Annotated in this window: 21 protein-coding genes; 11 read left to right on the top strand and 10 right to left on the bottom strand. The window is 36.9% G+C overall.

Features of this window, described 5'->3' with window-relative positions; all coding sequences use genetic code 11:
• The first annotated feature begins 15 nt into the window (after positions 1 to 15).
• Positions 16 to 699, top strand: a complete 684-nt coding sequence (locus ACFOSX_RS07695; protein WP_386098786.1) for a cell division ATP-binding protein FtsE — start codon at positions 16 to 18, stop codon at positions 697 to 699.
• Here ACFOSX_RS07695 and ACFOSX_RS07690 read toward each other — a convergent pair.
• Positions 696 to 2,300 carry a right-handed parallel beta-helix repeat-containing protein gene (locus tag ACFOSX_RS07690; RefSeq protein ID WP_386098783.1) on the bottom strand — a complete coding sequence of 535 codons (1,605 nt, stop codon included), beginning with the start codon at positions 2,298 to 2,300 and terminating at the stop codon, positions 696 to 698. The genes ACFOSX_RS07695 and ACFOSX_RS07690 overlap by 4 nt on opposite strands.
• 47 nt (positions 2,301 to 2,347) lie before the next feature.
• On the bottom strand, positions 2,348 to 3,454 hold the full coding sequence (locus ACFOSX_RS07685; protein WP_386098780.1) for a hypothetical protein: 1,107 nt from the start codon (positions 3,452 to 3,454) through the stop codon (positions 2,348 to 2,350).
• 106 nt (positions 3,455 to 3,560) lie between these two features.
• On the opposite strand from ACFOSX_RS07685, the gene ACFOSX_RS07680 reads away from it, so the two are divergent.
• Positions 3,561 to 4,469 (top strand): glycosyltransferase family 2 protein, encoded by a 909-nt coding sequence (locus ACFOSX_RS07680; protein ID WP_386098777.1) that lies wholly within the window; start codon positions 3,561 to 3,563, stop codon positions 4,467 to 4,469.
• Positions 4,470 to 4,471: 2 nt separating this feature from the next.
• On the opposite strand, the gene ACFOSX_RS07675 is transcribed toward ACFOSX_RS07680, so the two are convergent.
• Together ACFOSX_RS07675 and ACFOSX_RS07670 are read right to left on the bottom strand one after the other, a co-directional pair.
• Complete coding sequence (locus ACFOSX_RS07675; protein WP_386098774.1) at positions 4,472 to 4,882, bottom strand: sugar 3,4-ketoisomerase; 411 nt, start codon at positions 4,880 to 4,882, stop codon at positions 4,472 to 4,474.
• Positions 4,879 to 5,964: a glycosyltransferase gene (locus ACFOSX_RS07670; protein WP_386098771.1), complete on the bottom strand. Its 1,086-nt coding sequence runs from the start codon at positions 5,962 to 5,964 to the stop codon at positions 4,879 to 4,881. The genes ACFOSX_RS07675 and ACFOSX_RS07670 overlap by 4 nt, the downstream gene beginning before the upstream one ends.
• Positions 5,965 to 6,006: 42 nt before the next feature.
• On the opposite strand from ACFOSX_RS07670, the gene ACFOSX_RS07665 reads away from it, so the two are divergent.
• The 3 genes from ACFOSX_RS07665 to ACFOSX_RS07655 all read left to right on the top strand — a co-directional run bounded on the left by ACFOSX_RS07665 (position 6,007) and on the right by ACFOSX_RS07655 (position 9,405).
• Positions 6,007 to 7,143, top strand: a complete 1,137-nt coding sequence (locus ACFOSX_RS07665; RefSeq protein WP_386098768.1) for a glycosyltransferase — start codon at positions 6,007 to 6,009, stop codon at positions 7,141 to 7,143.
• A gap of 64 nt (positions 7,144 to 7,207) precedes the next feature.
• Complete coding sequence (locus ACFOSX_RS07660) at positions 7,208 to 8,143, top strand: sulfotransferase domain-containing protein (protein WP_386098765.1); 936 nt, start codon at positions 7,208 to 7,210, stop codon at positions 8,141 to 8,143.
• Between the two features lie 2 nt (positions 8,144 to 8,145).
• Positions 8,146 to 9,405, top strand: a complete 1,260-nt coding sequence (locus ACFOSX_RS07655) for an O-antigen translocase (protein ID WP_386098762.1) — start codon at positions 8,146 to 8,148, stop codon at positions 9,403 to 9,405.
• Here the strand turns inward: ACFOSX_RS07655 and ACFOSX_RS07650 are convergent.
• The 3 genes from ACFOSX_RS07650 to ACFOSX_RS07640 form a co-directional block, all read right to left on the bottom strand.
• Positions 9,402 to 10,502 (bottom strand): DegT/DnrJ/EryC1/StrS family aminotransferase, encoded by a 1,101-nt coding sequence (locus ACFOSX_RS07650; protein ID WP_386098759.1) that lies wholly within the window; start codon positions 10,500 to 10,502, stop codon positions 9,402 to 9,404. The two genes, ACFOSX_RS07655 and ACFOSX_RS07650, sit on opposite strands and share 4 nt — an antisense overlap.
• A complete protein-coding gene (locus ACFOSX_RS07645; RefSeq protein WP_386098756.1) occupies positions 10,495 to 11,814 on the bottom strand; it encodes an O-antigen translocase in 1,320 nt (439 codons plus the stop codon). The genes ACFOSX_RS07650 and ACFOSX_RS07645 overlap by 8 nt, the downstream gene beginning before the upstream one ends.
• 99 nt (positions 11,815 to 11,913) lie before the next feature.
• A complete protein-coding gene (locus tag ACFOSX_RS07640) occupies positions 11,914 to 12,777 on the bottom strand; it encodes a GNAT family N-acetyltransferase (protein WP_386098753.1) in 864 nt (287 codons plus the stop codon).
• Positions 12,778 to 12,963: 186 nt separating this feature from the next.
• Between ACFOSX_RS07640 and ACFOSX_RS07635 the strand changes: the two genes are divergently transcribed.
• Together ACFOSX_RS07635 and ACFOSX_RS07630 are read left to right on the top strand one after the other, a co-directional pair.
• A complete protein-coding gene (locus tag ACFOSX_RS07635) occupies positions 12,964 to 14,271 on the top strand; it encodes a hypothetical protein (protein WP_386098750.1) in 1,308 nt (435 codons plus the stop codon).
• Positions 14,264 to 15,412, top strand: coding sequence for a glycosyltransferase family 2 protein (locus ACFOSX_RS07630; RefSeq protein WP_386098747.1), 1,149 nt, complete (start codon positions 14,264 to 14,266; stop codon positions 15,410 to 15,412). The genes ACFOSX_RS07635 and ACFOSX_RS07630 overlap by 8 nt, the downstream gene beginning before the upstream one ends.
• On the opposite strand, the gene ACFOSX_RS07625 is transcribed toward ACFOSX_RS07630, so the two are convergent.
• On the bottom strand, positions 15,409 to 15,651 hold the full coding sequence (locus ACFOSX_RS07625; RefSeq protein ID WP_386098744.1) for a uroporphyrinogen decarboxylase: 243 nt from the start codon (positions 15,649 to 15,651) through the stop codon (positions 15,409 to 15,411). The genes ACFOSX_RS07630 and ACFOSX_RS07625 overlap by 4 nt on opposite strands.
• Positions 15,652 to 15,787: 136 nt before the next feature.
• Positions 15,788 to 17,587, bottom strand: a complete 1,800-nt coding sequence (gene typA / locus ACFOSX_RS07620; protein WP_386098741.1) for a translational GTPase TypA — start codon at positions 17,585 to 17,587, stop codon at positions 15,788 to 15,790.
• Between the two features lie 171 nt (positions 17,588 to 17,758).
• Between typA and ACFOSX_RS07615 the strand changes: the two genes are divergently transcribed.
• The gene (locus tag ACFOSX_RS07615; protein ID WP_386098738.1) at positions 17,759 to 18,118 is read left to right on the top strand and encodes a hypothetical protein; all 360 of its coding nucleotides are present in this window, start codon (positions 17,759 to 17,761) and stop codon (positions 18,116 to 18,118) included.
• Between the two features lie 31 nt (positions 18,119 to 18,149).
• Positions 18,150 to 18,965, top strand: a complete 816-nt coding sequence (gene kdsA / locus ACFOSX_RS07610) for a 3-deoxy-8-phosphooctulonate synthase (protein ID WP_386098735.1) — start codon at positions 18,150 to 18,152, stop codon at positions 18,963 to 18,965.
• On the opposite strand, the gene ACFOSX_RS07605 is transcribed toward kdsA, so the two are convergent.
• Entirely contained in the window at positions 18,957 to 19,343 is a 387-nt protein-coding gene (locus ACFOSX_RS07605; protein ID WP_386098732.1) for a DUF1801 domain-containing protein, read from the bottom strand. The genes kdsA and ACFOSX_RS07605 overlap by 9 nt on opposite strands.
• A gap of 141 nt (positions 19,344 to 19,484) precedes the next feature.
• On the opposite strand from ACFOSX_RS07605, the gene ACFOSX_RS07600 reads away from it, so the two are divergent.
• Together ACFOSX_RS07600 and ACFOSX_RS07595 are read left to right on the top strand one after the other, a co-directional pair.
• Entirely contained in the window at positions 19,485 to 24,818 is a 5,334-nt protein-coding gene (locus ACFOSX_RS07600) for an ATP-binding protein (protein WP_386098729.1), read from the top strand.
• Between the two features lies 1 nt (position 24,819).
• Positions 24,820 to 26,964, top strand: coding sequence for a sensor histidine kinase (locus ACFOSX_RS07595; RefSeq protein WP_386098726.1), 2,145 nt, complete (start codon positions 24,820 to 24,822; stop codon positions 26,962 to 26,964).
• Positions 26,965 to 26,968: the final 4 nt, after the last annotated feature.

Here is a 26,968-nt window from a genome sequence, read left to right as displayed (position 1 = left end):
ATACAAATCCCAACTATGGCTGAAACCATTTTAGAACTCAAAGATGCTACCATTTATCAAGGTGATAACATGGTCCTTTCTGATGTTAATTTTGAAATGAAAAAAGGCGATTTCGTCTATCTTATCGGAAAAACCGGAAGTGGTAAAAGTAGTTTTATGAAAACCTTATATGGTGATTTAACCTTAACAAAGGGACAAGGTTCTATTGTGGATTATAACCTGCGTACCTTGAAGGAGAAAGACATTCCGTTTCTACGACGAAAGTTGGGAATTGTTTTTCAGGATTTTAAGCTCCTTCCCGACCGAACTATTAACCAGAATTTGGAATTCGTTCTAAAGGCAACAGGCTGGAAAGAGAAAGACAAAATCAAGGACCAAATTGAAAAGGTATTAGACAAAGTCGCCATGAAAACCAAGGGCTTTAAATTTCCGCACGAGCTTTCAGGTGGCGAGCAACAACGTATTGCCATTGCACGTGCTTTACTCAATGACCCTCAATTGATTTTGGCCGATGAGCCTACAGGAAATCTTGACCCACAGACAAGCGTTGAAGTTATGGAAGTGTTGCAAGACATCAATAAAAACGGTAACACTATTTTAATGGCCACGCACGATTATGCTCTTCTTCTTAAATACCCAAGTAAGACGCTAAAGTGTGATGAAAATAAGGTGTTTGAAGTGGTGCAACGTAAATCTTAAAACCCGAGATTTCGAAAAAGCCGTTTTATAAAAGAGCCTCTCTTCTGTTTAGAACTAGACGCCATTTTTACATCACCAAACACGATTTTATACACCCCGAAATTGGGCGATGATTTCTGGTCTGAAGGGTTAAGAGTATATGCCTTTGTCATGTCCAAATTGAGGCCTAAATCATTGGCAAGCTGACCTGATGCTATGGTTTTTTCAGGATTTTCAATATCATAAATCTTGAAATTTTGCCCTTTTAAATCTCTGTAGTTTGAAAAATCTACGGCAACTGTTCCCGCTTCAGGTTGAAGGATGTTTACTAAAAATTCATTCGGACGGTCTTTAATCTGAAGCAACTTTAAAACCGATTCTGTCTTGAAGGCTTTTGAAGGTCCCCATTTACTATCGGAATCCAATTTCAATTCGTTTTGCCATCGGTCTAAATTATAATCGCCAACTTTCAAAAATCGGAAAGCCGTGGCACGTCTCGTAAAATAGCTATTGTTTGAAAACTTAAAGTTGTTATCTTTTTTGAGGAATTCAGGATTCAATCTTACAAATTCCGAATACACCGTATTGCCTTTAAATTCCAAGCCTTTAACATGCATTAATCGTAGTCCATCTTTCCCTCCGACGACGACATTTTCTAAAAAATGAACATCGCGGATTGGCGCATTCCTATTGAAGCCAAGGGTTACACTCATTCCCCCACCGATTATTTCACCGTTTTTGATATCCGTATTATGATAAAATACGTTGTCTTTTACCACAATGTCATGAGCTATATGTTGCCCTTTGCCGTCACCAGTCGCAACTATGAGATTATCCTTAAACCGACCCGTTGGCTGACCCGAATTAAACACCACATTATCCTTTAAAATCACATTTTTCACAAACTGTTTGCCACCGCCGTTAGACGCTGACCACACTTGTATGCCTTTATAATAATTCGAAAAAATGATGTTACCTTCAATCAGTCGTTGCTCATTACTTTCATTCTGAACATAAATCCCAACTCCATGACCACGCTTACCCATGTAACCGTTGTTATAGATAATACAGTTTCTAATTTCGGTATTTCCTGTACGTTTCCAGCTTCCAAATCCAGAGCCTGGCACGTTGTGAATCGTTATGTTTTGAAACACACAGTTTCGACCTTGCCTATGATTGATTCCGGTAATGGATTTAAAGCCTGCATCTGAAGTTTTTCTTGGAAACTCACCATGAAAGGTCACTGTAAAATCTTTAAAAATAAGTCCATTCCCGTTGACATCCAACACAGCTTCCCTACCCGATTTCACATTGCCATCTAGCACCACTTTTTCATCCTGAAAAGGCATTACAGTAATTCTTTCTGAAGGCGAATTGGTTGAAAGAGAACTTGAAAAACGGCCTTTGTAAACACCGCCATGCAACCAAATAATATCCTTGGCCTTTACTTCAGCTTTTTTATTGAGCGCCGTTTGTAAATCCCATGGATTTGCCAGACTACCGTCACCGTTTGGTGTGCCTTTGGTTGTTTTATGATTTGTAGGAAACACATGAAACTCCTTCTGCGCAAAAAGTGGCAAAAGAAATAATTGCAGAACGAAAATGGCGAGTAGTTTTTTCATATTGAATGAAATTTCAAGAATGATGCCAATGTAAATCTAGATGATGATTATTCGTTCAAAATCTCAACCAAATCTTCAATAATTACAGACGTCTTGTAACGTTCGAGGACTTCTTTTCGTTCCGAAGTTAGTATGAACTCTTTCCCCATCAAGCTTTGAACTTTTGCGCGATAATCTGTGACGTTTTCTGCAATCTCGCAAAGCCCTAGAATTTGTTTATCATCAATAATATTGGAATTCACAATACAATGTCGTCCTTGATACAAGGCATAAAACACCTTCAGTTTTGTGCCCGATTCTTGAAAGGAATAAAGCACATTGATATGGGCTTCTGAAATTAATGAAGTTAGTTGATCTCTATTCGCAATTCGTTCCAAAGAGACATTTGACTGGCGCTCTATTTTATATTCCAACGCTTTTGGTAAGTCTGAACCTGCAATTTTCAATGGAAAATCCAATCCTGCAAACACCTCAATTAAAAATTCTACGGCCTTTATATTATCAGCTGTTGTTAAGTCACCATGGAAAATTGCATATTTTCCAAAGCCCTCATTAGACGTTACTTTTTCAAATCCGTGACACACTGGAAGGAGAGATACTTTTGCATCGTACTGCGATTCAAAATAATCTGAATCATTATGGGATAATGCCAGAATATGGTCCGTCTTATTTAAGATTGGCTCATAAGCCTTTAATTTTCGGGCTTCAAATTTATAAATGAATTTTCGGATAAATGACGAAGAGCTTTCGGCTAAACCCTGCATATAATCGTGCTCAATATTATGTGTCCTTACCAAGATTTTTGATTTTAAATCCTGAACGTTTAAGCTGTGTGTGGTGTGTAAGCCTTCGAATAAGATTGGGTCATTAGTTTTTTTTAGTCGCTGAAATAGAGTTTTATTTTCCCTAACCATTAGGCGTATCGGCAAACGTGAAAAAACAGCTGAAAATGCCGATTTTTGAGGGTAGGAATACACATTTTTGCAATAGTCTTCTAATGGTAATAAATCTCTTCTTTCCTTTATAAAAATATGAAGATGAATATGTATTCCAGACTCGTAAAGCCCCTTGATTTTGTAAAAAACATCAATCGCACCTCCGTAATTTGGTGGGTACGGATTATCAAAAGCGACAATGTGGAGGTGTTTATTCACAAATTGATTTGAAAGGTTGTGGTAACTCTTGCCCAAATTTAATCTAAATTAAACAATCAATACTTTAAATTTACGATTGCATACGTCTAGAATTTAAACGCATTAGATGAATCCCTTAATATCTGTAGTCATACCTGTTTACAACAAAGCTGCTTTTGTTGAAGCCACTTTGAAAAGTATTGCAGACCAATCCTACGAGAATTTTGAGATAATAATTGTCAATGATGGCTCTACCGATGATAGCCTAGATTGCATTGAGGCATTTTTTAATTCAACTGAAAAAAAACTGAATTACAACATCATCTCACAAGTCAATAAAGGCTTGAGTAATGCTAGGAATACGGGTATTGAACATTGTAACGGTAAACTGGTGTTTTTCTTAGATGCAGATGACTTTTGGCATGAAGAATTTCTTAAACGGATGGTATATCTCTTTAATATTTATCCCGATACAAATTGCTTTGGAAGTCGGTTTAGACGTTTTAAAAATAGAAATGATCCTTCAAAACAATCAAAGGTTAATAGTACCGAACTCATCGTTGATTTTTTTAAAACCTGTCGTTACGGGCCATATATATCCCAAAGTAGTTTCGGCTTTAAAAAGTCGCTATATCCTACTATAAAATATGATGAGTCCATCGACTATGCTGAAGATATTGATATGTACATACAGCTTTTTCAGACTGAAACTTTAGCCATAGACCATTCTGAATTGGTTTTTGTAAGAACACATGTTGATGGACAAATGACCTCAACAGATTTTACTAAAAAAAGAATCATTAATCTAGATAAGTATGAATCTATAGCTAAAAAAAATAAAAGTCTAAAACGATTTATTGATTTTTACCGCTATTGTTTTGGATCTGATTACAAAGCACTTGGAAATATTGAACGATTTAAAATAATAACAAAACCTATTAATCCTAATAATCTAAATACAAAACAGAAAACACTATTAGCTTTGCCTCCTTGGTTGCTAAAAACAATAAAATCAACAAAGCGCATTCTAAGTTAAGCTTAATTGAATTTATGCGCTTTAAAATCGTTGAAATCCCTGATATATTCGTCTTCATTAAATTCTTGTGAGGCCAAAACCAAGCACACTGAACCCGATGAAAAATTTTCAAGCTCTCTCCAAATACCATCCGGAATAATAAGACCAATATCAGGTTTATTAAGTGTCACAGTCTTTGAATTTTCACCATCATTCAGAATTACATCAAAGCTACCGCTGACTGCCACCAAACATTCGTGCAATTCTCTGTGGGCATGACCGCCACGTCTTGAGTTAGACGGTACGTCATATAAATAGTAAACCCGTTTCACTGCAAAGGGCAGTACGTCTTTTTCAATCACGGAAATATTGCCGCGATGGTCTTCAATCTTAGGTAAATGCTTTGTTATGCAGTCGGTTATTTTAGTGTTCATAGAGTTTTAAAAATTACTTTCCAAGATTCTAAGTGTTGCTCTAAACTGTAGTTTTTTAAATCAATTTCAGGATTAGTTTCCGACAGTTTATTTAGGAATTCAGAATCCTCGGCCAAGGTGTTCAACGTATCTACAAGATCATTGGTATTTTGATTCTCTACTAAAATACCATTCTTATTGTAAATAATCATTTCTGATGGGCCCGAAGGACAATCAAAAGCCAAAACTGGTGTTTTTAGACTCAAAGCTTCGAGAATTACCATTGGCAAGCCTTCAAACTTACTGGTTAGACAGAGAAATTTTGCACTTTTTATATACGGATAAGGATTTTCCACAAACCCTAGAAGTTCCACATGATTATCTAATCCCAATGAAGCTATTTGACGTTTTAATACATCATAATCTGGCCCTTCACCTAGAATTTTAAGACGAATGCCTTTCGTTCTTAAGTTAGAATTTGAATAGGCTTCAATCAGCAAATCAAACTGCTTCACACTATTTAATAACCGCCCAACGGCAACAACATAATTACCTTCCACAGAGTGTGCCATTGATTTATCAAAAATCCTCTGACGATCTATAGGATTCGGCAAATAATGACTATCTACACCTTTTTCGTTTTTTAATCGCGTCTGAATGCCTTTAGAAACTGAAGTCACAGTGGCTTTGGCATAAAGCTTTCTGAAAAAATCACCTTTCGGGATATGGTAGTCGATATGATAATTATGAACGGTATAAATAACAGTTTCGTTCTTAAAACTAGTTTGATAGATCAAATACTCCATCCACCAGCGGTTTCGCATTCTATAATCAATCCAAATGGTATTGGGGTTTTCTTTAATGATTTTTCGCAGTCTCCAAAGTTTTTGAAATTGCTTTATTGGCTTAATTGAAGAAACTGATTCTCCTAGATGCACCAAACGTCCTGAATAGTTATAGGAAACTTCTGGTTTTAATGTCACAATGAGCACATCATAACCTGCTTTATGAAACAATTGCGATGCGATTGCTGCGGCACGCTCAGCACCACCAAAAGACAGACAATCCACAATCAATCCTATCTTTTTATTTTGGTTTTGCAACAGTATTTATTTAAGTAACTTGCCCAAAAATATCGATTCTTAGTGAATATACTTTTGTTTGGCGAATATAGTGGCTTTTTTAACCACCTTAAATCCGGGCTTATTGAATTGGGACACACGGTAACACTCGCTGCTAGAGAAGACGGTTTTAAGGCCTATGCTACTGATATAAATCTTGAAGACAAAAGGAGAAACAACACTACTTGGCTTTTGTTTAGAAAGGCTATACACAAAATCTTTAATTACGATATCTCCGGACTTAAGGTTTATCAGAATTTCAAAAGAAATAGACATCGGTTTACTAATTTTGATGTGGTATTTTTAATTAATCCTTTTCCGCTTCAGACCCATCCCAAATTAGAGAAAAATATTCTCCAATTCTTATTTAAGAATAATTCTAAGGTTTTTCTCTCGGCTTGTGGCGATGACTACCAATACAATAATTACTTAAAAACCAATGACCTCAAGTATTCTATACTCGATCCGTATTTTGAAGATTCAAACAAAAGAAAGTTTTTCAGGGATAGTTTAAAATACCTCAAGTCTTCACAGAAATTGTTGCATGACTATGTTATTTCAAACTGCGCAGGGATTATTGCTGCAAATATGGACTATGCTATGGCCTATGCAAATACACCTCGCTATTTAGGTTATGTTCCTTTTCCGTTTAAAATGAATTTAGATGAACAAGAAATTGTCGAAGCTGAAAAGTTGACAATTTTTCACGGTATAAATTCTTTCAATTACTATAAAAAGGGAAATCACATTTTTGAAGAAGCACTAGCCATCATTAAAAACAAATATGGTGAGCAGATTAAGGTTATTGAAACCCATGATTTACCCTACCAAGAATATATAGAAGCCACAAAATCTGCAGACATCTTGCTAGACCAAGTATACTCCTACTCGCAAGGCTACAATGCGTTAGAAGCCATGTCTCAAGGTAAAATCGTATTTTCTGGAGCTGAAGATAGATGGCTAGCGTATTTTAATATAGAAAAAGATTCGGTTGTTATAAACGCTGAACCAAATGTTGATTATCTCGTCGAAAAATTAGAGGGTCTTATTAAGGATAGAGAATTAAGGCAACGCATTAAATTGAGTGCCAAACGCTTTGTAGAAACCGAGCATAATCATAAAAAGCAAGCAGAGGCATACATCAAGATTTGGACAGCTTGAAGAAATTAATATCAGATAGCGTCAATACTCTGCCATTGAATTTCTATTTTAGGGTCACAATTAGTTGTTGACGCTTTTGAACCAAAATAGTTTTCCCAACCTTTACATACCTGGTGCTGCCAAATCTGGTACAAGCACACTTCATGATTTGTTGCAATTGCATCCCAAGATATGTATGTCGTCAAAGAAAGAACCGCATTATTGGGTCGACACGAAGTATAGCTCTAAGGATTTAAATGCTCGGGAAGCATATCTTCAATTATTCAATTTAAAAGATGAATGTACCATAAAAGGTGAATCTAGCACGTCCTATATGGTTTTACCAGAGTTTATTGACCGAATTAAAAACACTAATTATAGTGAAGTAAAATTCATATTCATTCTTAGGAACCCTATTGATAGACTTTATTCTCATTATTGGTATTTAAAGGGCTTGGGCGACGAACATCTCGATTTAAAATCTGCTGTTCAATCCGATTTTGATATAGAACCAACCGTATATTCTAGACATAAAAACGGTAAGTATAAGCACTACTATCAGTTTGGGCGCTACGGGTATTGGTTAGATCGATTTTATTCAAATTTTGAAACTTCACAAATCAAGATTATTCTTTTTGAAGATTTAGTAAAAAATCAATTAAATACTTTAAATAACTGTTTTAAGTTTTTGAATCTTGAGACTTTGAGAGATATTCCAACTGTGGAGACCAACACAACCAAGCTTTTAAAATATCCAAAACTATATAGTGTTTTGCAAGACTTAAATCGAGGGCGCTCATCACTATTAAAACCACTTCATCCTGTAGTTCCAAGCCAAGTAAAACGGTTTCTAAGATCAAATGTTAATACCTTCATTTTGAATAAAACCTCTAAGTCATCTTATCCGCCCTTGACAGCTAAAGATCGTAACTATCTTAAATCGCTTTATATTAATGATGTTGTATATTTAAAAAAAGTTACCGGTGTAAATTTTAACCTTTGGGAGGACTTTAACTGCTAACTATGGGGTTATTGAGAATGACATTCTACTCAGGAATTAGCACCACCGTTTCACTGGTGACTAAACTTGTTACCAATAAAATAATTGCGGTCTATTTGGGTACTAATGGTATGTTTTTACTTGGGCAACTCAAAGATTTTTTAGAGTTGGCAAAAACGACAGGTAGCTTTGGTACTGACAATGGTATCATTAAATATACCTCCGAATACAAATCAGATAACGCAAATCTAAAACCTTTACTAAATACAGGGTTTAAACTCCATCTCTATGCGTCTTTAGCCGTTTGTTTGTTGACCTTTTTTTTTAGACAGCCTTTGTCTCAATATCTGTTTGGTGACACACAATATGCCTTTACTCTAGGTTTGTTGTCAGTATCAATTGTGACTGTTGCTTTATACAGCTTTTTTATGGCCGTTTTCAATGGCTTAAAGCTGATAAAAACCTATATAACAATTACCATAATCAGTTCTGTACTATCAACGGTTTTAATGGTTATTTTAGTTATGTATTATGATATCATCGGAGCTTTTTACGCCATTGCACTTCATCAGGTTTTGGTTTTGGTGCTCTGCTTATTTTTCTTGCATAGAGTGAAAGGTTTTAGTCTTAAATATTTCAAACTTAAAGTTGACCCATTACATTTTAAAAACTTAACCAAATTTTCCCTCATGGCATTGGTTGCGCCTCTTTGTTTAATCGGCGCCACACTTTTTGTAAGGTTTTATCTTAATGAGAATTTAGGAGAAGACTATGCTGGCTCTTGGGAAGGTATGTGGCGTTTGTCTGCTATCTATATTATGTTTTTGGCAACTACCTTTAAATTTTATTTACTGCCTACGTTTTCAGAATTGTCTGGTAATGCTCTGAAGAGAGAAATATTTAAAGTTTGGCGGTTGAGTATTCCCACAATCCTATTAATCACGTTAACGATTTATCTGCTCAGAGATTTTATTATCCCTTTACTGTTTAGTGAAGAATTCCTACTAATCAATACCATTATCCTATTCCATTTACTCGGTGATGCCTTTAAAATTAATACATGGGTGTTGGGAAATGTTCTAATTGCAAAAGCGGATACAAAGGCATTTATTGCCTTTCAAATCGGTTGGGCAGTGGTGTTTATAACCCTAACACTTTTTGCAGTGAATTACTATGGTTTCATTGGTGTTTCCATAGCTTATTTTATTACGAATGTCATTCACTTTGTACTAAAAAATGTTTACTTCAGGAAATTACTTTGGAATAAAAACAGTGGTAATTAATAGGCATTTACAACATCAATAACAGAATTTACCAAATTTTGAGGCATTGTTGGATAGATCGGTAAACTCACAACCTGCTCATGCATACGTTCAGTAATCGGTAGCGATAGAGCTTTAAATTTTGAAAAAGCGTTCTGTTGATGTGGTGCTACCGGGTAATGTACTAAAGTCTCAATATCATTTGAAGTCATGTAATTTCGAAATGCATCACGATTAGATACCCTAATCACAAACAAATAAAACACATGATCCAAACTGCCAGAATAGCTAGGCAAGGTGATTTTCGGATTTACAATCCCTTGGAAGTAACGTTTGGCAATAGCTCGGCGTTTATCATTATCAGCATCCAAATACTTCAATTTAATAGATAATACTCGAGCTTGAAGACCACTTAACCTGGAGTTTAAACCCAAATAATCATTGATATATCTTTTAGAACTTCCATAATTTCGAAGCTTCTTTAAAACCTCTTTCAATTCATGGTCATTTGTGGTAATGACCCCTGCATCACCTAAGGCACCAAGATTCTTTGTCGGATAAAAACTAAAGGCGGCCGCATCGGAGAAGTTTCCAGCTTTAATACCGTCTATAGCAATTGCACCATGTGCCTGTGCGGCATCCTCAAAAAGCAACAGTCCATGTTTTTTAGTAAACTCAGAAATCGCTTTCATATCGCATAATTGGCCGTAAAGGTGCACCACCATGACGGCCTTGATATTTGGATTGTGTTTTCTAACAATATCTTCAATATCAATATTGAAAGTCTTGTCGTTTGGTTCTATTAAAACAGGTTCTAATCCGGCATTAATAATAGCCAAAATAGTTGCCATATATGTGTTGGCAGGTACCATAACTTTATCTCCCAACTTTAATTTACCTAGTTCTAAATAGCCTTTAAGAATCAGAGTTAAAGCATCTAAACCATTGGCAGTTCCTACACAATAATTTGTTCCACAGTATGAGGCGAATTCAGATTCAAATTTAGAAACGTCTTCACCTAAAATATAATGGCCTGAATCCAAAAAATGAGGCATCAAGGCTTCAAACTGTGACCTGAAGCGTTCATTTACCGATTTTAAATCCAAAAATTTAATCATGAGAAACCGTATCGTCGTCCCTATCTGAAATTACACCAAATAGTGAACTACTAAAAATAAGCAATACAATACCAAAATGCATTAAATGTGTGAGGAAATGCCCTATGACTACACCTTCGAGTCCAAAAACATCAATTAAATAAATACTAGAAAAATAAAGCGTTACAAATAAGAAAACCTCCAAGATGATAAAATGGCCAAACATGCGCTTTGCTAAAAACTGATAGGCAATAACCATGGCCAAAACGCGCACAAAATCACCGGCCAACTGCCATAAAAACAAATCTTCCGTTGGCTGAAATTCTCTTGAAAACACAAGTCGTACAACAAATGTTCTAGTGAAATAAAGGAATAGCAAAAGCCCGCCGAAATAAGGGATTAGGCTTTTATAAAATGAGACGATTTCCGCCCTAAACTCTCTTTTAGTATTAAGCAAGGACAGTTTAGGTACTAAATACAGAACTATCAGAGAGTTCACGAACATAAGGTAATAGTCTGAAATACGGTTAACTGCTTCCCAATAGCCCGCTTGCTTAATTCCAATTTCTGAAATAATGTAATTTCTAATCAAAATCATTACCATAGGAACAGCTACCGTTGTTGCTAAGGCCATCAATGAATAAGGCCCCAGTTTTGTAAACATGGATTGTGAGACTTCCGATATCTTTATAAAAGAGATTAAATTCTTTCTAAATAAAATGCCAACTAACGTGATTAAAAATATCAATGCCGGAGTAATGGCAATAGCTATAAGGGCACCGTCTATATTGTCTTGCCAAATCAATAATAGAGTGACTAATAACCCAACAACCTGACCAATAATACTTATAATGAGTAGAATCTTATATTTTGAAAACCCATTCATTATGGAAAAGCAAAACATATTGAGCGTATAAAAGGGTAACGCTAAAGCCAAAATTTCTATGATATAGGCGTAATTATAACTCGCCCCAAAAAGAAAATTGTTCACCAAATCTGCATTAAAATAGCAAAGAATGGAAATACCCATAGCCACAAAAAAGCCTGAGAAATAAGCCGTTGACAGCAACTTACTTAAAACCTCATCTTGCTCTTTGTAGCGTCCAATGTATTTTACAAGTCCCTTATAAAAACCTAAGGTGGAGAGCGACTGAAATGCCTTTAAAAAATTATTGAGGTTACCCACCAAGGCGAGTCCTTCCGCACCAATAAAAACAGCAATAGCTTTGGAGGTAAATATCCCTGCTAAAATCTTTATGGCTTGTGAAGTAGAATTGAGATTAGCTACATTAAAAAGAACATTTTTATTGATGTAGTTATTAAATTTTCCCAAAGTGATCTGTCTTAGTTAGGGTTTCTGATGGTTAGAGGGAAGCATCAAAATACGATTCAGCTACAAGTCTACGAAAAATCTGAAAAACCGCCATCCCAACTACTTAAACAAATCATCTATTTTCTTATAATCCTTGGTATTCACACGAAAAAAATTCTGAATAGCACTTAAAGCCCCAAAACCCTCCTTCCAAAAGTGAAGCCCTTCGTTGATACTGCCATCGGCGTTGTGGGATGTTCCAAAATCAAAATAGCGTTTATGATTAAATGTTTCTGTCATCAACTTAGTGATTAAAAAATCCAAACTTCCCAACGCGTTTTTATCTGAATTGCCAGAAATATATTGAAGATGAGCCACGTGCTTTGTTTCAAAAATAGTCGCTCCAGCAACAAGCCCGTTGTTATGATAAATATTGAATTGTCTTATGTTATCGGGAAATTTTTGTTTTAATCTTGAAATTTCTTTAAGCGAATGTACGGGTTTCACACTATGCTTTTTTTGAAGATTTGGTATAAGTATAGAACCCCAAAAGTCTGCAAAATCGTTGGTTTCTTCAAAATGTAATTGTTGAGACATTCCTCTCTTAAAACCTTCTTTTCGGGAGTCGGAAAAAACAACATTACCAATGCTTGCTACGGAATAAAGTTGCTGTTTTTCACAATGACCTATGGCATTCAGAAGATAATCTAGCCCATCTTCTGCCTCAGTCTTGTAAAAATTTGGTAATGATTTTATGGATAGCTGTTCGATATCTGAATCCGCCAAAAACTCCAAAACAGATTTTAAAACTCCTGCTTGTTTTACCAATCTCGTATTGCGCAAAAACACTAATCCACCATAAGTCAATCCTTGATGCGAAAGTACAGTCTTTCCCGTTTTATGGGCAGGCAAAACTGCTACAAGTTTCTCTTTGTCGTATACTATCAAGGAATGGTCTTCAAACCGATCTCTGTGATATTCCATAAAATCGCGTTGAAACAAAAATGTGGCGTTACACGCTTTTGAGATAAAGTGATCCCAATTGTTTTTGTCTAATTCCGAATATGTTTTTACTGTGTAAATGGCTTATGTCCTAAAGATGATCTTCAAAGGTAAATATAGATAAATCCTATTTTTAAATTGTAGATTTGGGTATCATTTAAGGATTTAATGATTCTGCAAATCAAGACCTTTTTAGAAAAAAGAGAACAGCACATATATAGTGTTGTTTTTGCTGTATCATTTATTCTACTTTTATTTAAAGGCCCTATTGTTACGGATGACACTAACAGTTATTTAAACGCAGAAATATCCCGTTTCCCTGGTTATGTTATCTGCATCAATCTTTTTCGATTTGTATTTCAAAGTTATTTTGAATACGTTCTAGTTGCCTTTCAACTTATCCTTGGCTTTTGCGCTATACGTTATGCTTTAAAAACTTTGGGATCAGTATTCAATTTGAATGTTGGTTTTAAACTTGCACTCTTCGTTGTTTTATTAAGCCCATATTTTCAATCTATTTATGTGGCCAACAATTTAACGTCTGAAGGTCTTGCCTTCCCTTTTTACATTGTCTTTATATGCTCCAGTCTACAATTCATTTTTCATGAAAGAAAGAACCTGCTTTGGCTCGTGGCAACAAGCTTCATTTTGTTGTGTCTTACGCGTGGTCAGTTTATCGTGTGCTCACTTATAATAGCTTTTATTTATGGCTTAAAACATCGTAAGAAGATTTTAAGCAAAGAAAAAATCATGCTCTTAGCTGTACTGCTATTGCTTCCTTTGTCAGTAAAATTATTAGATAAGACCTATAGGTATTTAGCATATGACCAGTTTGTTAGCACACCATACAGCTATGTTAATGCAGTAGCTTTACCTCTATTTGTTTCAGAAAAACACGACTCCGATTTATTTAATAATGAGGATGATAAAGCCATTTTTAAATTTGCATATGCCCGAATTGATAGTCTTAATTTATTAAGCTCCAAAGTCAAAGGCCAAAACATGTATACAGAACCGTACTTTAGGTATATGCGTTTTCACAATGATTTCCCTTTGATTTGCAATCAAAACATCCATAGTGGTGGAGTGCATTACTATATAGATAAAGGCTTTACACCTGCCGAAAGCTATATAAAGACGGAGCAAACCAGTAAAAATCTCATGTGGCCATTAATCAAGTCTAATTTTAAAGAGTATGCTACGCTTTATGCAGTAAGTATTGCATATGGTATAAAATCTATTCCTTTGCTCATTATCATCATAATTCTTGGAATATGGGCGTTTTCAAAATCCATTAAGGAGTTCACTGCATTAAACGGATTAGTTATGCTTACAGTGCTATTGGTGGTATCTAATGCCACGATTGTTGCTGTAGCTTGTCATTCCATTTCGCGTTACTTATTTTATAATGACTTTATGTTGCTCTTAGCAGGCCTTGTACTTTTACATCAATTAATAATGGTGACCAATGATTGAATTATCCGTTGTGATGCCCTGCTTAAATGAAGCGGAAACTTTAGCCATTTGTATAGAAAAGGCTAAGACTTCCATCTCAGGAATGGCAATTGAAGCTGAAATTATTGTTTCTGATAATGGTAGTACGGACGGGTCTCAGGACATAGCCAAATTGCATGGCGCTAAAGTTGTGGATGTTATTGAAAAAGGCTACGGAAATGCATTAAAAGGCGGTATTGAAGCTAGTCGAGGGACATACATCATTATGGCGGACGCCGATGACAGTTATGACTTTTCAGATTTAGAACCTTTTGTTTCAAAATTACGTGAGGGCTATGATTTGGTTATGGGCAACCGTTTTAAAGGAGGTGTTGAAAAGAATGCCATGCCATTTCTACACAAATATTTAGGCAATCCTGTATTGTCTTTTTTAGGTCGACTTTTCTTCGGAATTAAAATCAGGGACTTTCATTGTGGACTTAGGGGATTTAGCAAGAAAGCGTATAACATGATGGATTTAAGAACGACAGGGATGGAGTTTGCCTCAGAAATGGTCGTAAAATCGAAATTGAAAGGTTTAAAAATTACTGAAGTTCCAACTACCTTATCTGTCGATGGCCGGTCTAGGCCACCTCACTTAAATACTTGGAGCGATGGTTGGAGACATCTGCGCTTCTTACTGCTTTATAGTCCAAACTGGCTATTCTTACTCCCAGGAATCGTGTTAATGCTATTTGGCACTTTAGGCTTCCTATTTATTGGAGCTAAACCCACCGATATAAATGGTATTACTTTAGATGTGCATAGTCTACTCTATGCCTCAGCTTTTATATTGATCGGATTTCAATTTGTGGTATTTTATGGACTTACCAAAATATTTGCGGTGGAGAACGGGCTACTCCCCAAAAGTTCCAGATACGCAAATCTGTTTAAATTCTTAAATCTTGAACGGGGTTTGCTACTTGGTCTCCTGATTCTGATCATAGGAATATCTCTAAGCGTCAATGCCTATCTTGAATGGCAAGACGTCGCATTCGGAAATCTTAACACTACAGAAACCCTACGCATTGTTATTCCTGCAGTGATGAGTTTACAACTCGGCGTACAGATTATTTTGTTTAGTTTTTTCTTTAGTATTCTAGGCCTAAAGAATAAAGACTAACTCGGTTTTTTAAAAAATAAGTAGTAGAAATTTACCGCAAAAATTGCCGCATTAGCGATAATAATAGGCAATCCTATTCTAAGTGCAGGCATTAAAAAACCGTATATTATGAATAGAACACAACCCGTCATATTAACTAATCGTAATTTCTTAACGTCTTTCATAGTGAAAGACACTAATACCATAAATGACGCCAAATAGCCTATATATTCTGTTCCCGTAATTCCGAATAATTCCATCTTGTTGCCGCAAAAGCGGTAAACTTATAATTAATACTTAAGCTAAAAAAGAGAAACCCAAAAGCTTCTCTTTTTATAATATATATCTTGAATCCATCCCAAAAAAATAAGGATAGAATGACAATTAGTTTCTAGGTTAGATAGATTTGTTACGCTTTCTATCAACTTCCTTTAAAAAGATTTTACGTAGTCTTAAGTGATTTGGTGTCACCTCAACATACTCGTCTTTTTGAATGTATTCCAAAGCCTCTTCCAAAGAGAATTTAATGGCTGGTACAATCTTGGCCTTATCATCCGCTCCCGAAGAACGTACATTACTCAACTTTTTAGTTTTGGTGACATTCACAACCATATCATCGCCACGTGAATTTTCACCAATGACCTGACCTTCATAAATATCTTCTCCCGGGTCAACAAAAAACTTCCCTCGGTCTTGCAGTTTGTCAATAGAGTAAGGAATGGCTTGTCCATTTTCCATGGATACCAATGACCCATTCTGACGTTCAGGAATACCACCTTTTAAGGGTTGATATTCTTTAAAACGGTGTGCCATAATAGCTTCACCCGCAGTTGCCGTTAACAATTGATTTCGCAATCCAATAATACCACGAGATGGTACAATGAATTCACAAACCATACGGTCACCTTTGGCTTCCATGCTCAACATCTCCCCTTTTCGCATCGTTACCATTTCAATGGCTTTACCCGATACATTTTCAGGAAGGTCGATCGTCATTTCTTCAAACGGTTCACATTTTACACCATCGATTTCTTTAATGATTACTTGTGGTTGACCAATTTGAAGCTCGTAGCCTTCACGACGCATAGTTTCAATCAATACCGATAAATGGAGTACACCACGGCCATAGACCATGAATTTATCCGCACTATCCGTTTCTTCAACACGTAGTGCCAAGTTCTTTTCCAATTCCTTGGTTAAACGCTCTTTGATATGACGAGAGGTGACGAATTTTCCATCCTTTCCGAAGAACGGCGAATCGTTAATGGTAAATAACATACTCATTGTTGGCTCATCAATAGCAATCGTTTTTAAGCCTTCCGGATTTTCAAAATCAGCGACTGTATCACCAATTTCAAAACCTTCCAAACCTACAATCGCGCATATATCACCTGTTTGTACAGACTCTACTTTTTTACGGCCAAGACCTTCAAAAATGTGTAGTTCCTTGATTCTATTTTTCACAATAGAGCCATCTCTCTTTACCAAAGAAATCTGTTGCCCTACTTTTAAATCACCACGTGTTAAACGCCCGATGGCAATTCGTCCCGTGAAGGATGAAAAATCCAAAGAGGTAATTAACATTTGGGTGGAGCCTTCTTCAATTTTTGGTTCCGGAATATGCTCGATAACCATATCTAGCAATGGTTCGATGTTTTCGGTTTCATCCTTCCAATCGTCACTCATCCAGTTATTCTTCGCCGAGCCATAAACGGTTGGGAAGTCCAATTGCCACTCCTCTGCGCCTAATTCAAACATTAAATCGAACACCTTCTCATGTACCTCATCTGGCGTACAGTTTTCTTTGTCCACCTTGTTGATGACCACGCATGGCTTTAAACCTAAATCAATAGCTTTTTGCAATACGAAACGTGTTTGAGGCATTGGGCCTTCAAACGCATCCACCAACAGCAATACGCCATCGGCCATGTTAAGAACACGCTCCACTTCTCCACCAAAATCGGCGTGACCAGGGGTATCAATGATGTTAATTTTTGTGTCTTTATAAATTACCGAAACGTTTTTAGAAGTAATGGTAATACCACGCTCACGCTCCAAATCGTTGTTATCCAAAATGAGGTCACCCGTATTTTCGTTCTCACGAAACAACTGACAGTGATACATAATTTTATCTACCAAGGTGGTTTTACCGTGGTCAACGTGCGCGATAATTGCAATATTTTTAATCGTAGCCATAAGATATGCTGATTTTAAGCGCGCAAAGGTACGCACTATAATCGTTTTGACGTTAATAATATGTTATTATTATTAGATGTTAATACTTATTAAAGATTGTTATCGTTTTCTAAAGGAAAGATCTGTTACCAACTCTATTACGTAAATTAAAGAAAACCTGAAAAATAAATTATGAAAGCGTTTAAATTCTATGAAAAGTACGTGCCTTATTTATACTTTCTAATGATAATTCCATATTGGTTTACCATTGTAAATAAAACGGAAGGTATTACAGCGTACCCTATATTTCTATTGGCCATACCTTTTATATGGCAATTGCTTAAGCCATCTCGAATGATTAATTTTTACCTTGGGCTCACATTTACCTGTTCATCGGCATACTTGATCATCATGTATCTTTTCGATAATCTTAATTTAGTGGAAGTTAATACCACCATTGACAATATTCTTCTATTTAGCGGAGTTATGATTGTCACTAATTTCTTCATGTCATTATGGATTATAAAAAGTAGTCTTAATCCAGAATTTTAAAACCTATCTTTGTCATTTAATATAGAATGATATGATTGATTATCTTCCCAAGATTAAAAATGTAGATGCTAATAATTTCTTTCTGCTTTGTGGTCCTTGTGCCATTGAAGGCGAAGAAATGGCCTTGCGCATTGCTGAACGGGTTGTTGAAATTACTGATAAATTGCATATTCCTTATGTATTTAAAGGTAGTTTTAAAAAGGCAAACCGAAGTCGCATCGACAGCTTCACAGGTATCGGTGATGAAAAAGCCTTGAAAATTTTACGTAAAGTATCTGAAACTTTTGACGTGCCTACAATAACCGACATACATGAAGCCTCTGACGCCGCCATGGCCGCTGCATATGTGGATGTCTTACAAATCCCAGCTTTTTTGGTGCGTCAAACCGATTTGGTTGTCGCCGCTGCTGAAACAGGAAAAGTCGTCAATTTGAAAAAAGGACAATTTATGAGTCCCGAGGCCATGAAACATGCGGTACAGAAAGTTAAAGATGCCGGGAATCAAAACGCTTGGATTACAGACCGAGGTACTATGTTCGGCTACCAAGATATGATTGTGGATTTTAGAGGAATCCCAACCATGCGGAAGATGGCACCAACGGTATTAGACGTTACGCATTCTTTACAACAACCCAACCAAAATGTTGGCGTAACTGGTGGAAGACCAGATATGATTGAAACCATTGCAAGGGCCGGCGTGGTCAATAAGGTGGACGGTTTATTTATGGAAACCCATTTTGACCCTGCCAATGCTAAAAGTGATGGTGCAAACATGTTGCACTTAGATAACTTGGAAGCCTTATTGTCTAACTTAGTCGCTATTAGACAAACCGTAAACTCACTTTAATTTTTTCTTAGAGCCCAAAATCATTTTGAAGGGATTGGTGTTGATTCTAAGCTGTTGCTCAATAACATAAACCACGATTTCATCGTCAATGTCGTCTAAGCTCTTATAACGCAGAGACATCACAGACTTCCGATTGGTCTTCACATAGTTATCCTGAAATTTTTCCAATTGCTCCCCATGCCAAAAGGCCAAATCTACATAGTCTTTGGATTGATTGAGATAGCACAGAGGTAAGTCTCTCGAATAATAAAACGGAATCCGCCATTTAAAATACAATTCACAATCTGGGACGACAGATTCAATAATCATCTGCAACTGCAGAAGTATGGAGCGATAGGGCTCGTCCTGATTTAAGATGTAGGCTTCAGCGGGTTTCATTTTTTAACTTTAAAATTACATGAAAATACTTTACGTGTTGCATAGGTATTTTCCTTAAATTTAAACTTTATCTCCCTCAATCTCAAACCTTAAGACTTAACCCTTTTTTGTGGCATTGACTAAACCACACCGCACCACTTGATGACAAAGAAAGAGGAAGCCACAATTTGGACTATTTATGACACATGGCTTCATGCCTATATTAATGCCGACGTAAAAACTTATGACGCTTATTTTGATAAGGATTACCACTTTATAGGTTCTACAAATAATGAAGAGTTCTTAGATCGAAAAGAGACCACAGAATTTTTTAGACAAACTTGCGAGCAACTTTCAGGAAAGACTGACCTAAGAAACAGCATCAAGGTTTTTGAAGAATTTGGCGACTCCATCCTACTTCATCATTTCTTCGATGCCTGGTTTCTTAATGAAGGCGAATGGCTCTATTACCAACGTTTTCGGTTTTCATCCGTCATGCAAAAACGCAATAAGGAATGGCGTTTCGTATTGCAACACTTCTCTGTGCCCGATTCTAAATCAGACGTGGGACAAACCATTGGTTTTGACAACATCAACGCAGAAAACAGACAACTAAAAGAAGCCATACAACGACGCACCATAGAGCTCGAAGCCAAAAACCGAGAACTCGAAGTTGAGACCGCTTTAGAGCGTATCCGAGCACAGGCGGTAGCAATGAAAGAATCCTCAGATTTGCTAGATATCGTCGTTACCATGCGCAACGAGTTTATAAAGTTAGGGCACGAAGCACATTATTTTTGGCACATGATGTGGTTGCCCGAAACCTATGAAAAAGCCATGACCTCTGGTGATGGCAGTAAAATAGGCTTCGTGATGACCTTACCAAGGCATATGCACGGTGACATTCCGCTATTGGCCAAATGGGAAAAAAGTAAGAAACCCACCGTTGTACACGCCATGAACGTAGAAGAAGCAATTGACTATGTGGATAAAATGGTGGCTTTGGGCGATTTTAAAAATATAGATCCACAAGCACCTACGCATGATGAAATTGAGCAAATAGGAGGCTTAACATTCATAATGGCGCGGACGACGCATGGCGAAATTGGATATAGTCTACCAGGCGTAGTAAAAAAACCGGCACAGGGAGATATTGCTATTTTGGTAAAATTTGCGGGCGCATTTGATTTGGCACACCAACGTTTTTTAGACCTTCAAAAAGCAGAAGCTCAAGCTAAGGAAACCCAGATTGAATTGTCATTAGAGCGCATTCGTTCTAACGTAACGGCCATGCAAAAATCATCTGATTTGTTTGATGTCGTAGTGACCATGCGGAATGAGTTCCTTTCATTAGGCCATGAAGCGGACTATTTCTGGCATATGAAATGGGCCGAAGACAACTATGAAATGTGCATGACCGCCGAAGATGGTGGTCGCCTAGGTATGATTATTACAGTTCCAAAGTTTGTTCATGAGCAAATGGACGATTTATTTCAATGGGAAAAAAGCAACAGTCCATATTTTGTGCTCGCACTTAATGGTAAAGACGCTTGGGACTATATCGAAAAAATGAACACCTATGGTCAGTACAAGTTGGTTGATCCAAATGCACCATCGGAAGAAGACATACTGCACATTGGTGGTCTTACGTTTATTATTGCACGTACTACACATGGCGAAATTGGTTTTAGTATCGCCGGAAAGATTGATAATCCACCACAGGCGTCGATTGATATTTTGGTTCGATTTGCTTCTGTATTTGATTTAGCCTACAAACGATTTGAAGACCTTCAAAATTCTGAAAAACAAGCACGCGAAACACAAATAGAATTAGCATTAGAAAAAGTACGAAGCCGAACCATGGCGATGCATTCAAGTCTGGATGTCGGTAACACAATGGTTCTTTTGTTCCAAGAGCTAGAAAGCTTAGGCATTAAAGCAAATCGAAATGGAATAATAATTTTAGATGAAGATGAAGAAGAACATGGTGAAATATGGACCGCTAAACCAAATACAAATAATGTAGTTGAATTAATATCCTGGAAATTAGACATGAGCCTTCATGACTTGACTAAACAAGTTTATAAAGCATGGAAAAACAAAGATTCAGGTACCATATATCCACTAATTGGAGATGATTTAGAAGCATACTATACGGTACTAAATAAATATACTGATATTCCTGTAAAGTTTAATTTGGACACCTTACCTGAAAAGGAATGGTGTTACACTTTTAATTTTAATGAAGGCTTTATTTATTTATTCATCGATGAAAAAATGTTACAGGAACATGAGCAAATTCCCGGACGATTTGCTTCAGTTTTTGGCCAAACTTATCGAAGATATCAAGATCTTAAAAAAGCAGAAGCACAAGCGAGAGAGGCAGAAATTGAAGCTGCACTCGAACGAATTAGATCGCGTTCCATGGCCATGCACAAAACAGATGAACTCTCTGAAGTAATTGTGTTATTGTTCAGCCAATTAGAATTATTGAACTTAGTAATTGACACCTGTTACATCGATATATTTGATGAAGATAATCGCGGTTTTAATATCTGGGTTGGTACTGGTACTGCGATATATCCTGAGCAAGTACATTTACCCTACTTTAAGCATCCTATTCATCAGCTAAACAAAGAGGCAAGACAAAATAATGTAGAATTCTTTAGCATCGATGAAGATGAAAAATCAAGGGATTTATATTTCGAGCACTTTTATGCTAAAGCCGAAGGTATAAATGTTCCTAAAAAACGTAAAGAACATATTGCCAAAGGTTTAGGAATATCAGGTTCTGCCGCACTAGGTAAACACGCTGGTATTACAATGTGGAACTATAGGAAGATTATATATTCAAGGGAAGAAAATGAAATATTGACAAGGGTAAATAAGGTATTTCAGCAAACCTACACACGTTTTCTCGACCTTCAAAAAGCCGAGGCCCAAGCGAGAGAGGCAGAAATCGAAGCAGCACTCGAAAGAATTCGGGCGTCTTCCATGGCGATGCATGTTAGTTCAGAACTTGTTAAAGTAGTTTCGCAATTGCATCAAGAATTGAACAGTTTGGGCATTTCAGTATCCTATTGTCAGATTATAACCGACTTCACCAATGAGCCTAATGACGGATTTATCATCAACAATGCCACTGATAAGTATTTGAATAAGTTTCATGTCCCGTTTCTCAAACATCGCGCAACAGAATCATTATATAAAGCTTTGAAAAATAATGTTGAATATATTGAAGAGACCTATGCTGAAAAGGACATTAAGAGCTATTTTGATTTGGCTTGGAAGTATTCAGATTTGAAATACATGCCAGAGGAAAGAAAGAAAATGATTTTGAAGGCTAAAAATTGGAATAGAGCCTCAATTATTTCCAAAAATTCGGTACTCCATTTTGGTCGTTACAACGGAGACGTTTTTTCTCAAGAAGAATCGTCGATCTTTAAGAAAATAGGGATGGTTTTTGAACAAGCCTATACACGTTTTCTCGACCTTCAAAAAGCTGAGGCCCAGACACTGGAAGCACAGATTGAAACTGCGCTTGAGAAAGTACGATCACGTTCCTTGGCCATGCATTCTACAGATGAATTACAAGAGTTAATCGCCTTAATTGCCGAAAAACTTAGAGATTTAGGAGTCATTTTCGATGCAGGTGGCGTGATTCTTTGTACCTATTTTCCAGATAATAAAGATGTGATGCACTGGATTGCCGCAGAAGACTTTTCATACTCGGGAAATTATTTGGTACCCTATTTCAACACCACCATATTTAAAGATACTTGGGAATCCAAGAATAGAGGTGACACCTATTTTTCAAAGGAATTTTCGGTTAAGGACAAAAACGATTTTTTCGAATATGCTTTTGAACATAGTGATTATAAGCACTTTCCAGATGCGTTTAAACAACATGCACTTCAAGCTAAAAACCATAGAATCACGGCGGCTTGGTCTAAAAATTCAGCCATATTAATTCCTTCATTCACGGAAGTTAGTCCTTCTGAAAGCGATGCAGATATATTAAAGCGCTTTGCCAAGGTTTTTGAACAGGCTTACATCCGTTTTATGGACCTTGAAAAAGCTGAAAAAAGAGCGCACGAAAACCAAATAGATATGGCGCTAGAGCGTGTACGCTCTAGAACAATGGGCATGCAAAAGTCTGATGAATTGGCAGAAACGTCAGCCGTTTTATTTCAGCAAATAAAGGAACTCGCTTCAGAAACTTGGAGTTGTGGCTTTTGTATTTGGCAAGATAATGACAACGTTGAGTTATGGATGGGAGCAGATTCTGGTGGCTTATTACCACCAATGTTAATTCCCTATAAAAAAGAACCCACCCATCGGGATATCTACGAGGCCTCTCTCAGAAAAGAACCTTCATATCACAAAGTATGGAATGGTAAAGCCTTGAAAGAGCATTATGCGTTTTTAAGAACCATTCCTTCTGTTGCAAAAGCCATCAAGGTAATGGAAGATTCTGGGCTTACGCTACCAAAACAACAATGTTACTATGTTGGATTTTTTAAGCATGGCTACCTATTATTGATTACCGAAGAACCAAATGATAACCTCGTTGATTTGAGCCAACGATTTACCAAGGTGTTCGACCTTACGTATACACGATTCTTAGACCTTCAATTAAAAGAAAAACAAGCGATAGAAATTCTAAATGAAAAACAACGTTTGGAAAATACATTATCTGAACTACAAACCACCCAAAAACAACTCATCCAATCCGAGAAAATGGCGAGTTTGGGTGAATTAACGGCTGGCATTGCGCATGAAATTCAGAATCCATTGAATTTCGTAAATAATTTTTCAGAAGTAAGCAAGGAGTTACTAGATGAAATGCTCGAAGAAATAGAAAATGGCGATATGGAAGAGGTCAAAGCCATTATGGATGACATTATTCAGAACCTTGAAAAAATAAATCACCATGGCAAGCGAGCCGATGGCATTGTTAAGGGCATGTTGCAACACAGCAGAGCAAGTGGTAATAAAAAAGAACCGACAGATATTAATAAATTGGCTGACGAATACATGCGCTTAGCCTATCATGGATTACGTGCAAAAAACAAACAATTCAATGCCACTTTAAACACTGATTTTGGTGTTGATTTACCAACAATAAATGTCATTCCACAAGATATTGGCCGAGTTATCCTTAACCTCTTTACCAATGCCTTTTATGCTGTTGACGAAAAGTCGTCTTTAGCCAAGACTTCTGACAATAAGTATAAACCCACAGTTTCAGTAGCCACAAGGCAGATTAAGGATTACGTTGAAATTACAGTAACTGATAACGGAAATGGCATTCCCAGACATGTTTTAGATAAAATTTTCCAACCCTTCTTTACCACTAAACCAACAGGAAAAGGTACTGGGCTAGGCTTATCCATGAGTTATGATATCATTACCAAAGGACATGGTGGCAATTTGAAGGTACAAACAGAAGAAGGGAAAAGCACCACCTTTACTATACTATTACCGATTGAATAATATGCGAAAATTAATTCTACAACTTAGTATCTTAATAGTGTATAGTCTTCCTGTTTTTGGGCAGACCGAGATCACTGTATTGACTAAAGATGATTTTAAAGCTAACCAAAGTATCTTTCTGGCGGAAAAAGGCAATTGGTATTTTAGAAAAGGGCATAATCCCGACTGGGGAAAAACAACTACAGACTTTAGCAATTGGCAAGAACTAAAACCCTCAGAGATTACCAAAGAATTCGAAGACGAAAATGGTCGTATTGAAGGCTGGTTCAAAACAAAATTGAAATTAGATGCGAGCCTAGAAGGTATACCGCTTAGTATCTCTAGAACCCTTTGGGCATCCACCGATGTGTATGTAGATGGCGAGCTGTTTCACGCTTTCGGAAATACCGGCAATCCATACGAAGCTTATAACCCAGTCTTGAAATATCCTGTACCGATTGACCTTGAGATTGGTAAAGTCTATGAGTTGGCAATTCATTTTGTTGATTACGAAACCTCATTAACACAACGTGAGATTCGCCTTAAACCCGAAAATTTAAAACGATTTATTAATCTTACCGGACCAGATTACAAAACCTGGGTTGAAACCGACAAAAAGAAAACCTATGTTTATGGCGCTTTAAGTATTGGTATCACCTTTTTGTTATGTCTTCTATTTTGGCTGTTATCAGGACTCAATAAAGACCAGAAGATTTTTCGGCATATTGCTTTCTTTTTTACGGTGCTATGCATCACAGCAGTCGGACTCTTTCTTGGTTATTTTGTGGAGTTGGGGTATTCGGCCGAAAAGATTCGGTTTTTTATCGCGGTAACCTTTCAAGCCGTTGCGGTTATCTATGGTTTTTTGATTTTAGAATGGGTCTTAACCCAACGCATATCGTGGGTTTCAGTAGCACTTTTAATTAGCTTAGTCACCACTAGCACTTATGCACATCTATTTACCGTATCCTGGCCGTTTACCCTAGTATTCATCACCTTAGTTACATATTTTACGCGCTTGTTTTATAAGCATCGTGCTTCAATTCGAGGTATAAATTTGGTGTTGCTCTTGGCAATTATCATTCCCATTGCAACCAATTTCGTCTATATCGCTATACATAAATATTCGCTCGACTTTTTTAATGAATATGAAAAACTCATCTATGCCATCATAGTACTGACCGCGCCGTTTTGTTTGCTCGTTTACATTTCTGTTCGATTTAAGGAAATTTTGAAGGAAGTTGAAGAAGAGGCCTCCAAAGTCATTCAAGTCACAAATGAAAAACGGGAACTGCTGGCCAATCAGAATCAAGTTTTGGAACGCCAAGTTAAAGAACGTACCGCATCGCTCAACCAATCGTTGGAAGAATTAAAAGCAACGCAATCGCAATTAATTCAATCTGAAAAAATGGCAAGTCTCGGAGAGCTCACGGCGGGCATTGCCCACGAAATCCAGAATCCGTTGAACTTTGTCAATAATTTTTCAGAAGTCAGTAGCGAACTGATTGACGAGATGAATGAAGAATTAGAGAATGGCGATTTAGAAGAAGTGAAGGCCATTGCTTCAGATATAAAACAGAATCTAGAGAAAATCAAATATCACGGGAAGCGCGCGGACTCCATTGTAAAAGGCATGTTGCAACACAGCCGAACCACGTCTGGAGAGAAAGAACCTACCGACCTCAATAAACTCGCTGATGAATACATGCGCTTGGCCTATCACGGACTTAGGGCTAAGGACAAGGGGTTTAATGCTACTTTGCAAACAGAGTTTGACGCAGACTTAGGCCTTATATCCATGGTGCCACAGGAGATTGGACGTGTTATCCTCAACTTGTTTACCAATGCCTTTTATGCTGTGGACGAAAAACAAAAAAGCCTAAATCCGGACGAGAAAGCAAGCTATGCTCCGACCGTTTCTGTGGCGACTGAGAAACAATCAGACATTGCAAAACTCATCATAAAAGACAATGGTAACGGCATCCCAAAGCATGTACTTGATAAAATTTTTGAGCCCTTTTTCACAACCAAACCTACAGGTAAAGGCACCGGATTGGGCCTTTCTATGAGTTATGACATTATAAAAAATCACGGAGGAACTATAAACGTAAAAACAGAGCAAGGCGAATTCACTGCATTTGAAATCAGCTTGCCCATAAAAACATAAACGC

Source organism: Winogradskyella maritima (genome assembly GCF_042650215.1).
GTDB lineage: Bacteria > Bacteroidota > Bacteroidia > Flavobacteriales > Flavobacteriaceae > Winogradskyella > Winogradskyella maritima.
Note: the sequence above shows the minus strand (reverse complement) of the source record. Positions and strands in the feature narration are given on the sequence as shown.